General features: G+C 73.5%; 10 protein-coding genes. 5 read left to right on the forward strand and 5 right to left on the reverse strand.

All coding sequences use genetic code 11. The features are described from left to right. Positions 1 to 93: 93 nt before the first annotated feature. Positions 94 to 279 (forward strand): hypothetical protein, encoded by a 186-nt coding sequence (locus tag HNR25_RS03120; protein ID WP_184633236.1) that lies wholly within the window; start codon positions 94 to 96, stop codon positions 277 to 279. An 83-nt stretch (positions 280 to 362) separates the two neighbouring features. Further along, positions 363 to 3,395, forward strand: coding sequence for a helix-turn-helix transcriptional regulator (locus tag HNR25_RS03125; RefSeq protein WP_184633237.1), 3,033 nt, complete (start codon positions 363 to 365; stop codon positions 3,393 to 3,395). A gap of 95 nt (positions 3,396 to 3,490) precedes the next feature. Here the strand turns inward: HNR25_RS03125 and HNR25_RS03130 are convergent, their stop codons facing one another. Further along, positions 3,491 to 5,272: an NAD+ synthase gene (locus HNR25_RS03130; protein ID WP_184633238.1), complete on the reverse strand. Its 1,782-nt coding sequence runs from the start codon at positions 5,270 to 5,272 to the stop codon at positions 3,491 to 3,493. 207 nt (positions 5,273 to 5,479) lie between these two features. Between HNR25_RS03130 and glnA the strand changes: the two genes are divergently transcribed. Continuing rightward, positions 5,480 to 6,841, forward strand: a complete 1,362-nt coding sequence (glnA, locus tag HNR25_RS03135) for a type I glutamate--ammonia ligase (RefSeq protein WP_184633239.1) — start codon at positions 5,480 to 5,482, stop codon at positions 6,839 to 6,841. A gap of 82 nt (positions 6,842 to 6,923) precedes the next feature. Here the strand turns inward: glnA and HNR25_RS03140 are convergent, their stop codons facing one another. Further along, positions 6,924 to 7,646 (reverse strand): response regulator, encoded by a 723-nt coding sequence (locus HNR25_RS03140; protein WP_312862326.1) that lies wholly within the window; start codon positions 7,644 to 7,646, stop codon positions 6,924 to 6,926. A 699-nt stretch (positions 7,647 to 8,345) separates the two neighbouring features. Between HNR25_RS03140 and panB the strand changes: the two genes are divergently transcribed. Both panB and HNR25_RS03150 read left to right on the forward strand, forming a co-directional pair. Beyond that, positions 8,346 to 9,191 (forward strand): 3-methyl-2-oxobutanoate hydroxymethyltransferase, encoded by an 846-nt coding sequence (gene panB / locus HNR25_RS03145; protein ID WP_184633241.1) that lies wholly within the window; start codon positions 8,346 to 8,348, stop codon positions 9,189 to 9,191. A gap of 182 nt (positions 9,192 to 9,373) precedes the next feature. After that, entirely contained in the window at positions 9,374 to 10,411 is a 1,038-nt protein-coding gene (locus HNR25_RS03150; protein WP_184633242.1) for an LLM class F420-dependent oxidoreductase, read from the forward strand. Between the two features lie 45 nt (positions 10,412 to 10,456). On the opposite strand, the gene npdG is transcribed toward HNR25_RS03150, so the two are convergent. The 3 genes from npdG to HNR25_RS03165 all read right to left on the reverse strand — a co-directional run bounded on the left by npdG (position 10,457) and on the right by HNR25_RS03165 (position 14,334). Then, positions 10,457 to 11,143 carry an NADPH-dependent F420 reductase gene (gene npdG, locus HNR25_RS03155; RefSeq protein WP_184633243.1) on the reverse strand — a complete coding sequence of 229 codons (687 nt, stop codon included), beginning with the start codon at positions 11,141 to 11,143 and terminating at the stop codon, positions 10,457 to 10,459. A 186-nt stretch (positions 11,144 to 11,329) separates the two neighbouring features. Beyond that, positions 11,330 to 12,265 (reverse strand): S66 peptidase family protein, encoded by a 936-nt coding sequence (locus HNR25_RS03160; RefSeq protein ID WP_184633244.1) that lies wholly within the window; start codon positions 12,263 to 12,265, stop codon positions 11,330 to 11,332. Beyond that, positions 12,262 to 14,334 carry an alpha/beta hydrolase family protein gene (locus HNR25_RS03165; protein WP_184633245.1) on the reverse strand — a complete coding sequence of 691 codons (2,073 nt, stop codon included), beginning with the start codon at positions 14,332 to 14,334 and terminating at the stop codon, positions 12,262 to 12,264. Before HNR25_RS03165 ends, HNR25_RS03160 begins: the two co-directional genes overlap by 4 nt. Positions 14,335 to 14,396: the final 62 nt, after the last annotated feature.

Consider the following 14,396-nt stretch of genomic DNA (forward strand, 5'->3'; position numbering starts at 1 on the left):
TCGCCCGATGCCGGAGCGCCCTTCTTAGGCGGAGCGTGGTGACTCGCCGGGCCCGAACACGGGCCTGTTCCGCGTTGCAAAGGATAGGACGCCATGATGCACCCGGACCTGCTGCGCGCCGCCGCCGACGAGCGGATCGCCCGCCTGCGCGAGGAGGCGCGGGAGAACGCGCTGCATCGCGCCCTGCGGGCGGCGCGCTCACCGAGCCGGCGGAACCGCCGCGGGAGCCCGCCCGATCCGGGCTCCCCTCGCGCCGGCCGAGCTCCGGCCGGGCGCTGATCCGCGCACCCGGGCGCCGCCGCGGGTCCCGCTCGCGGAAAACGGAGTGCTCGAACTCCGCACCCCGGGGCATACTGGACTCCATGACACCGGCCGGACCCGCTTCCGTGTTCATCGGGCGCCAGCGGGAATTGCACACGCTTCTCGACCACGCGCACCGTGCGCGCTCCGGATCCGGTGCGGCGACGGTGCTCGTGGGCGGCGACGCGGGAGTGGGCAAGTCCCGGCTGATCGCGGAGTTCGCCGACCGCGTCGCGGGCGGGCGCGTGGTCGCCGGCGGGTGCCTGGAGCTGGGGGTCGACGGGGTCCCCTTCGCGCCGTTCGTCGCCGTGCTCCGGCAGCTCCTGCGCGACCGCGGCCGCGGGGTCTTCGACGCCCTGGCGCGGCGCGGCGGACCGGACTCCCCTCAGGAGCCTGTCGCCGCCCAGGAGCTGGCCCGGCTGCTGCCCGAGCTGGGCGCGCCTCCCGAGGACCGGCGCGAGCCGCGCGGACTGCTGTTCGAACAGGTGCTGCGCCTGCTGACCGCGGTCGCGGGCGACGAGGGCCTCACAGTGGTCGTCGAGGACCTGCACTGGGCCGACACCGCCACCCGGGACCTGCTGGTGTTCCTGCTGCGCAACCTCGGCACGGCCGCCGTGCAGATCGTCGCCACCTACCGCAGCGACGACCTCCACCGCGGCCACCCGCTGCGCCGCCTGCTGCTGGAGCTGGAACGGCTGCCCTCGGTCACCCGGCTGAAGCTGGATCCGCTCACCCCCGAGCAGGCAGCGGAGCAGGCAGCGGCTGTCCGCGGCCGCGACCTGGCGCCCGACGAGGCCGCCGCCCTGTTCGACCGCACCGGCGGCAATCCGCTGTTCGTGGAGTCGCTGGCCGGCCAGCGCGGATTCGTCGGCGCGGGCCTGCCCGAGCGGCCTCGGGAACTCCTGCTGGCCTCTTTGGACGGGCTCGACGACGCCCACCGCCAGGTACTGCGCGTGGCGGCGATCGGCGCCGTCAGCGCCGCCCACATCGAGCACGACCTGCTCGCCCGTGTCGCCGGGCGCGACGAGGACGACCTCGACACCGCGCTGCGCGTCCTGGTCGACACCAATGCGCTGCGCATCGACGGCACCGGATACCGGTTCCGGCACGCGCTGCTGCGCGAGGCGGTGCACGGCGAACTGCTGCCCGGCGAGCACGCCCGGCTGCACCTGCGCTTCGCCGAGGCCCTGGACGCCCTGCCCGGCGCCGTCCCCGTCCACCGCCTCGCCGCGGAGCAGGCCCACCACTACTACTCCGGCCGCGACGTCCCGCGCGCGCTCAGCGCCGCGTGGCGGGCGGCGGTGCGGGCCTCCGAGACCCTGGCCTTCGGCGAGGAGCTGCGCATGCTCGAACGCGTCCTGGAGCAGTGGGAGGACGTGCCCGACGCTGCCGAGCGGGTCGAGGGCCTCAGCCGCGTCCAGGTGGTCTCCCGTGCTGCGGCCGCCGCGATCGAGGGCGGCGACTTCTTCCGGGCGCGGACGCTGTGCGACGCCGGCCTCGCCGAGATCCCCGAGGACGCCGAGCAGAGCCGCGTCGACCGCGCCGTTCTGCTGCGGCGCCGCGGCCAGGCACGCACCCAGCTCTCCGACGGAGACGGGATCTCCGACTTCGTCGAGGCGATGTCGATCCACCCGCCCCACGACCCCGGGTACGGCTTCGTGCTCTCCCTGCTGGCCCGCGAGGTCAAGCTGCACCAGCAGCCCCTCGCCGACGACCACCCCGAGTGGCGCCGGTTGCAGGAGACGGCGCCGGTGGCGCTGAACGCGAGCGACCTGGCCGCCGAGGCCATCCGCCGCTCCCGCGAGTCGGGCGACACCTGCGCCGAGTCCGACGCGCTGACCACGCTCGGCACGGTGCATATGAACGACGGCCGCTTCGAGGAGGGACGCGCCCTGGTCGAGCACGGCCTTGACCTGGCTCGCGAGCGGCAGGACCCCACCCTGGAATGCCGCGGCCTGGCGTGCTTCGCCCACTACCTGCGCGAGCGCGGGCTGCACGGTGAGGCCGGCGCCCGCCTGGAGGCCGCCCTCGAACGCCTGCGCGCGATCGGCCTGATGAGCACCAGCGGGCCTTTCGTCGCGCTGAACCTGGCCGAGACGCGCTTCGACACCGGCGACCTCGCCGAGTGCCGGAGGCTGATCGAGCGGGCCATGTCCTGGTCGCCCTCGCCGGCCCATCGGATGTACCTGGCCACCGCCGGCGTTCGTGCGGCCGTGGCCCAGGGCGACCTGGAGGGCGCCCGCCGCAGCGCGGCGTTCATCGAAGGCGACCCCGCGACGCTCCATTCCCGCATCCACATGATCCAACTCAGCGTCGGCGCGCTCCTCGACCTGTACCTGGCCGAGCAGGACTTCGCGCGGGCCCTGGCGCTGGCGGGCACGGCGCTGGAGCGCATCGAGTTCGAGCGCTCCACCGGATACGGCTGGGTGGTGGCCGACCGCATCGCCGAGACCGTGCGCCAGGCCGCCGAGCGCCCGCAGGCGGGTTCGCCCGATGCGGAGGCGGTGCGCGAGAAGGTGCTGCGCGTGGCCGCGGCGATGCGCGCCGACGGGCCCGTCCAGACGGCCTTCCGGGCGACGACCCGCGCACGCCTGGCCTGCGCCCGCGGCACCTCCGGGGCGACGGCGGCCGAGACCGCCGAGGCGTGGAGCGACGCTGTGCAGGAGTGGAACCGCGTGGGCATGCCGCTGCACCGGGCCGAGGCGCTGCTGCTGGCGGCGGAGTCCGCGCTGACCGCCGACCGGTCCGCGCAGGTGGGCGACCGGTTGCGCGAGGTCGCCAAGCGCGCGGCCGAGCACGGCGCCGCGGTGCTGGAGGGCCGCGCACGCGAGCTCGCGCGGCGGGCCGGGGTGGCGCTGGACGACGGCGGCTCAAGCGGCGGCACGGCGCAGGCGGGCCCGCCTGCCGGGCTGACCCCGCGCGAGGCCGAGGTGCTGCGGCTGCTCGCCCGCGGTCGCACCAACGCCGGGATCGCCGCGGAGCTGTTCATCGCGCCCAAGACCGCCAGCGTGCACGTGTCCCACATCCTGGCCAAGCTGGACCTGCCCAACCGCGCCAGCGCGGGCGCCCGGGCCCACGAGCTGGGGCTGGTCTGACCGGTGCACGGCTCGGCCGCCGGGCAGGCGCCCTGGCCGGGAGAGCGCCGACGCCTGCCCGGCCGGGCGCAGCGGCCGGCCCCTCGCGCCCGCCGTCAGTTCCGGGGCGTCCAGCGGTTGGTGATGGGCAGGCGGCGGTCGCGGCCGAAATTGCGGGAACTGATCTTGGGGCCCGGCGGGTACTGGCGGCGCTTGTACTCGGCCTTGTCGACCATGCGGATGACCCGGTGGACCAGCTCGGGGTCGTAGCCGTCGAGGGTGAGCTCGCGCATCCCCTTGTCGGTGCCGATGTAGGTGTCCAGCATCCCGTCGAGCAGGTCGTATTCCGGCAGCGAGTCGGTGTCGACCTGGCCGGGCCGCAGCTCGGCGCTGGGCGGCTTGCTGATGGAGTTCTCCGGGATCGGCGGCACCGCGCCGGTGCGCTCGGCTTCGGCGTTGCGCCAACGCGCCAGCTGCCACACGAGCGACTTCCAGCAGTCCTTGATCGGCGCGAACCCGCCGACCGAGTCGCCGTAGAGGGTCGAGTAGCCGGTGGCCAGCTCGCTCTTGTTGCCGGTGGCCAGCACCAGGTGGCCCTCCTGGTTGGACAGGCCCATCAGCAGGGTTCCGCGCACCCGCGCCTGGAGGTTCTCGGCGGCCACCCCCTCCAGGGGCATGCTCTGCTCGAAGGCCTCCACGATGGGCGCGATGGCGACCGTGCGGGCGGCGACGCCCTGGCGCGCGGCCAGGTCCTCGGCGTCGGAGACGGAGTGCTCGCTGGAGTGCTCGCTGGGCAGCAGCAGCACGTGGACGCGGTCGCCGCCCACCGCGTCCACGGCCACGGTCGTGGCGAGCGCGGAGTCGATGCCGCCGGACAGCGCCAGCGCCACCGATCCGAAGCCGTTCTTGCGCACGTAGTCGCGGACGCCCACCACCAGCGCGCGGTAGACCTCGCCGACGTCGGAGGAGGGGTCGGCGCGCGGGGTCAGCACCGCCGGCTCGGGTGCGTAGGGCGCGATCGGCGCGGACGAGTGCAGGTGGCGCACCACCCGCACGCCGTCGACGGCGTCCTCGGGCTCCTCGGAGCGCGGCGGGTGGCCGCCGGCGTCCTCGGCGGCCGGCAGCGCCAGGTCGGTGACGAACAGGTCCTCTTCGAACTTCGGCGCCCGCGCGATCAGCTCGCCCTCGGCGTCGACGATCAGCGAGTCGCCGTCGAAGATCAGCTCGTCCTGGCCGCCGCTCATATTCACATAGCCCACCGCCGCGCCCGTCTCGCGGGCGCGGCGCTGGCACAGCTCCATGCGGACGTCGTCCTTCTCGCGCTCGTAGGGCGAGGCGTTGAGCGTCACCAGCAGTCCGGCGCGGGCCCGCCGGGCCGCGGCCACCGGCCCGCCGCCCTGCCAGAGGTCCTCGCAGACGGCGAAAGCGACGTCGACACCGTGCAGGCGCACCACCGGCAGCGTCTCGCCGGGCACGAAGTGGCGGAACTCGTCGAAGACGCCGTAATTGGGCAGGTGGTGCTTGGCGGAGGTGATCTCGACGCGTCCGCGGTACAGCAGCGCGAAGGCGTTCTGCGGGGTGCCGGCGGGCTGGCCGTAGCGCTCCCCCACGCCCGCGCGGCGACTGAGGTAGCCCACCCCCACGGGCAGCTCGCCCAGCCCTTCCTCGGCCAGGCGCTCGGCGAGCGCGGCCACGGCCTTGACGGAGGCCGACACGAAGGAGTTGCGCAGGGCGAGGTCTTCGACCGGGTAGCCGGTCACCATGAGTTCGGGGAACACCGCCAGGTGCGCGCCCGCCTGGTGGGCGCGCCGGGCGCAGTCCACGACGGTACGGCTGTTGCCGTCGAGGTCGCCGACGGTCGGGTTCACTTGCGCCATCGCGATTCTGAGCTGGGCCACGGTCCGAGACTAGCGGGTGCTCCGCCCGGCGCGCCGCTCCCCTCCCCCGTGTGCGCGTGGGCCCGCGATGTGAGGCTGCGTACACTGTGCCCACCGGCAATGGGCGCGAGCTGCGTTAATGCGCCGGAAACCTGCGAAGTGCACACTGGCGGTAGGAGACCGCACCAGGCGGTACGGCCGCGTGCACCATGACGAGGAAGGTGGCCCGTGAACCGACAGCAGGAGTTCGTGCTCCGTACTCTGGAGGAGCGCGATATCCGGTTCGTGCGACTGTGGTTCACCGATGTACTCGGTTACCTCAAGTCGGTCGCCGTCGCCCCGGCCGAGCTCGAAGCGGCGTTCACCGAGGGAATCGGGTTCGACGGGTCGGCCATCGAGGGATTCGCCCGGGTCTACGAAGCCGACATGCTCGCCCAACCCGACCCGTCGACGTTCCAGGTGCTGCCCTGGCGCAACGAGCCGCACGGCACGGCACGGATGTACTGCGACATCCTGATGCCCGACGGCAGCCCCAGCTACGCCGACCCCCGCCACGTGCTCAAGCGGCAGCTGAGCAAGGCCTCCGATCTCGGGTTCACCTTCTACACCCACCCCGAGATCGAGTTCTACCTGCTGAAGAAGAAGCCCGAGAAGGGCGAGCTGCCCGAGCCCAACGACTCCGGCGGCTACTTCGACCACACGCCCCACAACAGCGCCCACGACTTCCGGCGCAACGCGATCAACATGCTGGAGGCCATGGGCATCTCGGTGGAGTTCAGCCACCACGAGGGCGGCCCCGGCCAGCAGGAGATCGACCTGCGCTACGCCGACGCGCTGACCACCGCCGACAACATCATGACCTTCCGGCTGGTGATGAAGGAGGTGGCGATGGAGCAGGGCGTCTACGCCACCTTCATGCCCAAGCCCTTCACCGAGCACCCGGGCTCGGGCATGCACACCCATATGTCGCTGTTCGAGGGTGAACGCAACGCGTTCTACGAGGCCGGGGCCGAGTACCAGATGTCCAATGTCGGCCGCGGCTTCATCGCCGGTGTGCTGCGCCATTCCGCCGAGATCACGGCGGTGTGCAACCAGTGGGTGAACTCCTACAAGCGGCTGTGGGACAACGCCGCCGCCTCTGCGGGCGCCGGCGGCGAAGCGCCGGCGTACGTGTGCTGGGGCCACAACAACCGCTCGGCGCTGGTGCGGGTGCCGATGTACAAGCCCAACAAGAGCAACTCCAGCCGGATCGAGTTCCGCTCGGTCGACACGGCCTGCAACCCCTACCTCGCCTACGCGATGATCCTGGCCGCCGGGCTCAAGGGGATCGAGGAGGGCTACGAACTCCCTCCCGGCGCCGAGGACGACGTGTGGGCGCTGACCGACTCCGAGCGGCGGGCGCTGGGGATCGCGCCGCTGCCGCAGAGCCTGGACGAGGCGATCCGCGCGATGGAGAACAGCGAGCTGGTCGCCGAGACGCTGGGGGAGCACGTCTTCGACTTCTTCCTGCGCAACAAGAAGGCGGAGTGGGAGTCCTACCGGCGCCAGGTGACCCAATACGAACTGGACCGGTACCTGCCGACGCTTTAGCCGCGGTCCGCACCCCGCGTGCAGCCGGGCTCCGCATCCGCACCGGGTGCGGGGCCCGGTTCGTGTCCGCGCCGGCGCCGGCCTATTCGGAGTCGAGGAACTTCTCGCGGACCGCGTAGACCGCGGCCTCGGTTCGGGAGTGCAGCTGCAGCTTCTCCAGGATGTTGCGCACGTGGTTCTTCACCGTGTGCTCGGAGATGAACAGTTCGTCGGCGATCTCCTTGTTGTTCCGGCAGCGCGCCACCCGGCGCAGGACCTCGGTTTCGCGGCCGGTGAGCTGCGGAGCGGGGACCCGGCGGGCGCGGCCGCCGTCCCTTTTGGCCAGAGCGGTGAACTCGCCGATGAGCTTGGTGGCCATCGACGGAGTGATGAAGGACTGCCCGCTGGCGATGGCGCGCACCGCGCCGGGCAGCTCGTCGACGGAGATCTCCTTGAGCAGATAGCCGGTGGCTCCGGCTTTGAGCGCCTCGAAGAGGTCGTCCTCCTCGTCGCTCATGGTCAGCATCACGATCTTGGCGCCGGGCGCCGCGCTCTTGATTCCGGGGCAGGCGTCGATGCCGCTGCTTCCGGGCATCCACACGTCCATCAGCACGACGTCGGGCACCAGGTCGGCGGCGGTGCGCACGGCGTCCTCGCCGTCGCCGGATTCGCCGACGACGTCGATGTCGCACTCGCCGTCGAGCACGGACACCAGCCCGCGCCGGAAGAAGGCGTGATCGTCGACGACGAGCACCTTGATCGGCGGAGCCTGGGTCTGGGTCGGCGCGGTTTCGACCGCGTCCGGGGCTGGGGGGTGCCCACTCACAACGGAATTCCCTTCCTGGCGCGATGTGGCCGGGCATCTGCTATTCGCCGGGAGGGCGGCGAAACCCGCAGGGTGCATGACCCCGCGAACAACGGGCGGGATGCGTGGTTCCGGAGCCGTTTGTGCACACCAGTTTATGGCATTGCCGCGCACTTCAACAGTGGCCGCGTGCGTACGGATGCCGCTGCATCGGCCGCATTGCCGGGCATGGGCGGAACCGGCGGACAATACACCCGGATGCGTCCGCATGTCCGGTATATTCTGGCGATTCACACACTTTTCGTGCCCTCGCCGCCTGACCGGAGACGCGCGGCGTCGTACGGAATCATTCGACTCCCCGAGATCACGATGGAAGACGCTTCATGTCGAGATGAATACGCGGTGGCCCGCGGAAACCATTCCACCGCCCATAGTCCTCTCGGACACGGCCCGCATTGCGGTCCCAAGGCGGTCGGGTCGGGCGGCCCGCGCACGGCCCTGCCCCCGCCGCCCCGCCGCGAAACCGCTTCGGGCCCGGTTACCGCGGGCCGGCGCCGTTCTCCGGGATGATCCGCGCTCCCGCCGCGGTTGGGACAGGGTGAAAGCTCCGAATCCGCTTATGCGATGATGAAACAACCGGTGGCGCCCAGTGCCGCCGAGTCCGTCCGAATCCGTCCGGAGACGCCTCAGCCGCGCTTCGAGACACCGGAGGAGAGCATCATGAGCACAACCGCATCCACCCCCGCCCCCCTTTACGGGGGCGCATCCGGCCGCCGGGTGAGTGTCCGCGACATCCTGCAGGCCAAGGAGCGCCACGAGCGCTGGCCCATGCTCACCGCCTACGACGCGCTGACCGCGCGCGTCTTCGACGAGTCCGGGATCCCCGTACTGCTGGTGGGCGACTCGGCGGCGATGGTCGTCTACGGCTACGACTCCACCCTGCCCGTGACCGTCGACGACCTGCTTCCGCTGACCGCCGCGGTCTCGCGGGCCACCCGGCGCGCGCTCGTCGTGGCCGACCTGCCCTTCGGCTCCTACCAGGGCTCGCCGGAGCAGGCCCTGGACGCCGCCGCGCGCTTCATGAAGGAGGGGCACGCCCAGGCGGTGAAACTGGAGGGCGGGCAGCGCGTCGCCCACCACGTCGAAGCACTGGTGGCCGCGGGCGTTCCCGTCATGGGCCACCTCGGCCTGACGCCCCAGTCGGTCAACACGCTCGGCGGCTACCGGGTGCAGGGCCGCGGTGAGGAGGCCGGCGCCGCCCTGCTGGCCGACGCGAAGGAGCTGGAGCGCGCCGGCGCGTTCTCCGTCGTCCTGGAGTGCGTGCCCACCGAACTGGCCCGGCGCGTCACCGAGCAGCTGACGATCCCCACCATCGGCATCGGCGCCGGCCCCCGCACCGACGCCCAGGTGCTGGTCTGGCAGGACATGGCCGGCCTCAGTCCGCAGGTGGCCACGTTCGTGAAGGCCTACGCCGACCTCAACGAGACCCTCTCCACAGCCGCCCGGGCCTTCGCCGACGAGGTCGTACAGGGGGCCTTCCCCGACACCGAGCACTCCTACGACTGAACGCCGCCGCGCGCCGGGACCCGTCTTCCCCGGCGCGCGGCCGGCCGAGCCGTGCCCGGGTCCGTGCGCCGATCCGGCCCCGCGACGGCGCGCCCGCCGACCGCCCGGACCGCATGAAGTTACTCGGTAGTAGAGTTGCGGCATCCGTGCGCGCCCCGCCGCGCGAGTCAGAGGGAGGCACAATGCGCATCTCCATGCCGCTGCAATACGCCGGCGAGGCGAAGCCGGCCGTGGACCGGGTCGTCGAGTTGGAGAAGGTCGGGCTCGACACCGTGTGGGTGGCCGAGGTATACGGCTACGACAGCCCGACTCTGATGGGATACATCGCCGCGCGCACCGAGCGCGTGGACATCGGATCGGCGATCCTGCCCGTCTACACCCGCACGCCCAGCCTCATCGCGCAGACCGCCGCCGGACTGGACTACCTCTCCGACGGCCGCGCCGTTCTCGGGCTGGGCGCCAGTGGACCCCAGGTCATCGAGGGCTGGCACGGCATCCCCTACAGCAAACCGCTGGGCCGCACCCGCGACGTCGTCGAGGTCTGCCGCAAGGTCTGGGCACGCGAGGAGCGCCTCACTCACGACGGCCGCACCCACTCCCTGCCGCTGCCGCCCGAGGAGGGCACCGGCCTGGGCAAACCGCTGAAGATCATCAACCACCCGGTACGCAGCGACCTTCCCATCTTCGTCGCCTCCCTGGGCGAGAAGAACGTGGCGATGACCGCCGAGATCGCCGACGGCTGGCTGCCCCACCTGTTCATCCCGGAGAAGGCCGCCGACGTCTGGGGCGACTCGCTGGCCCGCGGCAAGGCCAAGCGCGACCCGACGCGGGGCGACCTGCAGATCTCCGCGGGCGGCCTGCTCGCCATCGGCGAGGGCGAGCAGACCCGCAAGCTCGCCGACCTCACCCGGCCGATGATCGCCCTCTACGTCGGCGGCATGGGCGCCAAGGGCAAGAACTTCTACAACGACGTCGCCAAGCGCTACGGCTTCGAGGACGCCGCCGAGCACATCCAGGACCTCTACCTGGACGGCAAGAAGGACGAGGCCGCCGCGGCGGTGCCCGACGAGTTCGTCGAGCTGACCAACCTGGTGGGCCCCGAATCCTACGTGCGCGAGCGCGTGGCCGCCTTCCGCGAAGCCGGCGTCACCGACCTCAACGTCACCCCCGTGGGCGACGACCCGGTCACCCTGATCGAGAAGCTGCGCTCGATGCTGTAGGCGCCGCAGCGGGGCGGGCGGCCGCGCACCGCCCGCCCCGCACGCTCAGACGTCGGTGATGCGCAGGCCCGCGTGGGCCTTGTAGCGGCGGTTGATCGCGATGACGTTGGCGGTCAGCGCCTCGACCTGGTGGGCGTTGCGCAGCCGGCCCCCGTAGATCCCGCGCACACCCGGGATCCGGGCGGCCAGGGCGCGCACGGTGTCGGTGGCGTCGCGGTCGTCGCCCAGCACCAGCACGTCCAGGTCCACCTCGGCGATCCCGGGGTCCAGCAGCACCACCGCCGACACGTGGTGGAACGCCGCGACCACACGGCTGTCGGGCAGCAGCGCCTCGGCCTGCTGTGCGGCGCTGCCCTCCGCGACCTCCAGCGCGTAAGGGCCCTTGCCGTCGAACCCCAGCGGGTTCACGCAGTCGACCACAAGCTTGCCCGCCAGGTCGCCGGCCAGCGACTCCAGCAGCGCACGGTGCCCGTCCCAGGGCACGGCGACGATGACGACGTCGCAGCTGCGGGCGGCCTCGGCGTTGTCGGCGCCGCTGACCGGGAGGTCTTCGCCCAGCTCGTCGGCGGCGCCTTGGGCGCGCTCGGGGGCGCGGGAGCCGATGACGACCCGGTGTCCGGCCATGGCCAACCGCAGCGCGAGGCCGCGGCCCTGGTCGCCCGTACCGCCCAGCACCGCGACGGAGAGGCCGGAGACGTCGGGGAAATCGTATGGGGATCTCTGCTCTGCCATGATCCGATCCTGTCAGGTCCCCGCCGCAGAACCGAACCGGATTCGGTGTCGGACGGGTCACCCCGAGACACCGCCCCCGGACCCCGGGATCCGAGCGCACGCCGCGATGCTCGGCGGGCCCCGGCGCCGCCGGACCGTCGGCCCCCGCGAACCACGTGGCGTCGCCGCGGCGCCGCCGGCGGCGGTTCACACCAGCGCGGGCCGGTCCAGAACCAGGGTGCAGGCGTCGGCGTCCAGCGTGGCCGCCGCGCCCAACGGCACCGTGAGCTGGGCGGCGCGGTGGCCGAACCCGAACTCGCCCACCACCGGCACGCCCAGCGGCGCCAGGCGCTCCAGCAGCAGCGTGCGCACGGCCGAGGCGTCGGGCGTGCACCGCTCCCACGATCCCAGCACCAGCCCCGCCGCGCCGTCCAGCCAGCCGCTGCGCAGCATGCGGGTGAGCATCCGATCGATCCGCGACACGTCCTCGGCCACGTCCTCCAGCAGCACGATGGCGCCGCGGGCCGAACGGCGGCTGTGCGGTGCGGCCAGGCTGTCGTTGAGCACGCTCAGGTTGCCTCCGGCGGTCACACCGCGCGCGACGCCCCCGACCAGGGTTTCGGCGCCCGGCACGGACAGCACGGCGGCCTCCTCGGGCGCGAACAGCGTGGTGCGCAGGTGCTCGGCGGCCACAGGATCCTCGGCGAAGGACTCCAGGGCCACCACCGGCCCGTGCAGGCCTGCGGCGCCCAGCTCCACCGCCACCGCCTCGTGCAGCGCGGTCACGTCGCTGAAGCCCACCAGCGGCTTGACCGGGGCGCGCCGCAGCTCCCCGAAGTCCAGCCCGTCCAGGACCCGGTGGGCGCCGTCGCCGCCGCGCGCGCACAGCACCGCGGACGTGCGCGGGTCCGCCAGTGCCCGTTGCAGGTCGGCCGCCCGCTCGGCGTCGGTGCCGGCGAGATAGGGCAGGCGGGGATGGCGGCCGCGCAGGTGCGCGCCCGCGACCGCCTCCAGTCCCCACCCGTGCAGCACCGCCAGGCCCGCCTCCAGCATGTCGGCGGGCACGGGGCTGCACGGGGCCACCACCGAGACGGCGTCGCCGGGGCGCAGGCGCCGCCCGCGCCTGCCCGGCCCCTGCGTCACGGGGCCAGTTCCAGGTGCGCGGCGTCGGTCGCGAACCCGAAAACCCGCGCGTACAGCGACAACTCGGCCTCCAGCGCCGCCCGGACGGTCTCCTTGCGGCGGAAGCCGTGCTGCTCGCCGTCGAAGGCCAGGTAGGCGTGCGGAACGCCGCCCACGCGCCGCAGGAACCGCTCGGCCTGGGCGGGCGGGCAGATGGCGTCCTCGCGGCCCTGCATCAGCACGAAGGGCGCACTGATGGCACCCGCGCTGTTGGCGGGCGATCGCTCGGCGTAGCGCCGGGCGGCTTCGGGCCAGGGGCCGACGAGGCTCTCCAGGTACTGCGACTCGAAGTCGTGGGTCTCTCCGGTGCGCCACCCGGCGAGGTCCACGATCGGGTAGAGGATGGCGGCGCAGGCGAACACGTCGGTGAAGGCCAGCGCCGCGGCGGCGGTCCACCCGCCGGCGCTGCCGCCGCGGATCGCGATGCGGGCGGGGTCGGCCAGGCCTTCCTCGGCCAGGGCGTGGGCGGCGGCCACGCAGTCCTCGACGTCGACCACGCCCCAGTTCTCCCGCAGCCGTTCGCGGTAGGAGCGGCCGAATCCGGTGGAGCCGCCGTAGTTGACCTCGACGACGCCGATCCCCCGGCTGGTGAAGTAGGCGACGGCCGGGTCGTGGATCATCGGGGCGCGGCCGGTGGGGCCGCCGTGCGCCCACACCGCGTACGGCGGGCGCTCGCCCGGTGCGGGACCGGCGTGCGGATTGCGCGGCGGGTACAGGTTGGCGTGCACCTCGCGACCGCCCGGGCCGGTGAACACCCGCGGGCGCGGAACGGGGAGGTAGTCGCGCGCCGCGTCCGGGGCCGCGGTCCTCGCCGCGGCTCCGGCGCCGCCCCCGGTGCGGGCGCCGCCCCCGGGAGCGGCGGCGTCGCGGGCGCGGTGGCGCTCGGGGGCGCTGAGGGAGCGCCAGGAGCCGCCCGGCCCCACGGCGACGATCTCGGGCGCGATGTCGGGCGCCGCGGCCAAGCCGATCAGGGTGTCGCCCGCGGCACCGCCGGCGACGAGCCGGCCCGACCACTCGGTGTGGGGGGTGTCGGCGTCGGCGACGGTACCGGTTGCGGGGTCGATCCGGCCCAGGGCGGAGGTCGCCCGGCCGTGCACGGCCGCGACCGGCCCCCCGGACGGGACCGCGAGCCAGGTGTAGCCCAGTTGCCACAGAGGGCCGCCGAACTCCTCCTCGGCGGCGGCCGCCGGCTGCGGCGCGCCCCAGGTGCCGTCCGCGGCGGCGCTGATCCGGTAGGGGTTCCACCAGCCCGAAGGGTCGGCGACGCAGTAGAGCGTGCCGGCGTCGGCCCACTCGGCTTGGACGACGGATACCCCGGGCCCGCCGGCGACGGTGCGCGGCGCGCCCGCCACCCGCCCGTCCGGCCCCAGCTCGGCGACGTGCAGCACGGTGCTGTCCCAGGGCATGTCCGGGTGGTCCCAGCCGATCCAGGACAGCCGCCGCCCGTCCGGGCAGATCCGGGGACAGGTCAGGAAACGGTGGCCGGAGGCGACCTCGCGCACGGCGGCGGGGTCGCCGGCCGCCGATCCGTCCAGCGGCACCGCGACGATCGACCGGCGCAGATCGGTGGGTGCGGGGCCGGTGTGGTGCTCGCGCACGCACCACACCTCGCTGCCGCCGGGCGAGAGGACGGGCTCGACGTAGCGCAGTGCGGCGGGCTCGGGCGGTTCGGGGCTCAGCGGTTCGGGGTCGTCGCCCGGCCGCCACAGGTACAGGCGCTGGTCGGCGAACTCGGCGAAGACGACGGAGGTGCCCGCCGCGGCCGCCACGAGGGTGTAGGGGCGGCCGCCGTACTCGTGGACGCGGCTGCGGACGTTCCACGGCCCGGGCAGCATCTCCTGCGGCCGGGCCGCAGGGTCGTCCAGCCGGCTGCGGCACAGCGTGACACGGCCGCCTTCGGCCGGGCGCGGCTCGGTCCACCAGACCTCCTCGCCCAGGACCGCGGGCCACGTGGGGGCGGCGAGGCCGCCGGCGACGCCGTCGGCGTCGATCGGGGACGGCCAGGAGCCGCAGGGGGTGCCGTCGTTCATGGTCCAACGCCCTTCTCGTCGTCGCGGTCGCGGTGCGCCGGTGCTCCCGAACCCGGCTGCGG

Source organism: Streptomonospora salina, assembly GCF_014204715.1.
Classification (GTDB): Bacteria; Actinomycetota; Actinomycetes; order Streptosporangiales; family Streptosporangiaceae; genus Streptomonospora; species Streptomonospora salina.

Excerpts from the sequence above, each read along its gene's own strand:
- panB (WP_184633241.1), top strand. The coding sequence starts at position 8,346 with ATGAGCACAACCGCATCCACCCCCGCCCCCCTTTACGGGGGCGCATCC.
- HNR25_RS03120 (WP_184633236.1), top strand. The coding sequence starts at position 94 with ATGATGCACCCGGACCTGCTGCGCGCCGCCGCCGACGAGCGGATCGCC.
- HNR25_RS03150 (WP_184633242.1), top strand. The coding sequence starts at position 9,374 with ATGCGCATCTCCATGCCGCTGCAATACGCCGGCGAGGCGAAGCCGGCC.
- HNR25_RS03165 (WP_184633245.1), bottom strand. The coding sequence starts at position 14,334 with ATGAACGACGGCACCCCCTGCGGCTCCTGGCCGTCCCCGATCGACGCC.
- HNR25_RS03125 (WP_184633237.1), top strand. The coding sequence starts at position 363 with ATGACACCGGCCGGACCCGCTTCCGTGTTCATCGGGCGCCAGCGGGAA.
- npdG (WP_184633243.1), bottom strand. The coding sequence starts at position 11,143 with ATGGCAGAGCAGAGATCCCCATACGATTTCCCCGACGTCTCCGGCCTC.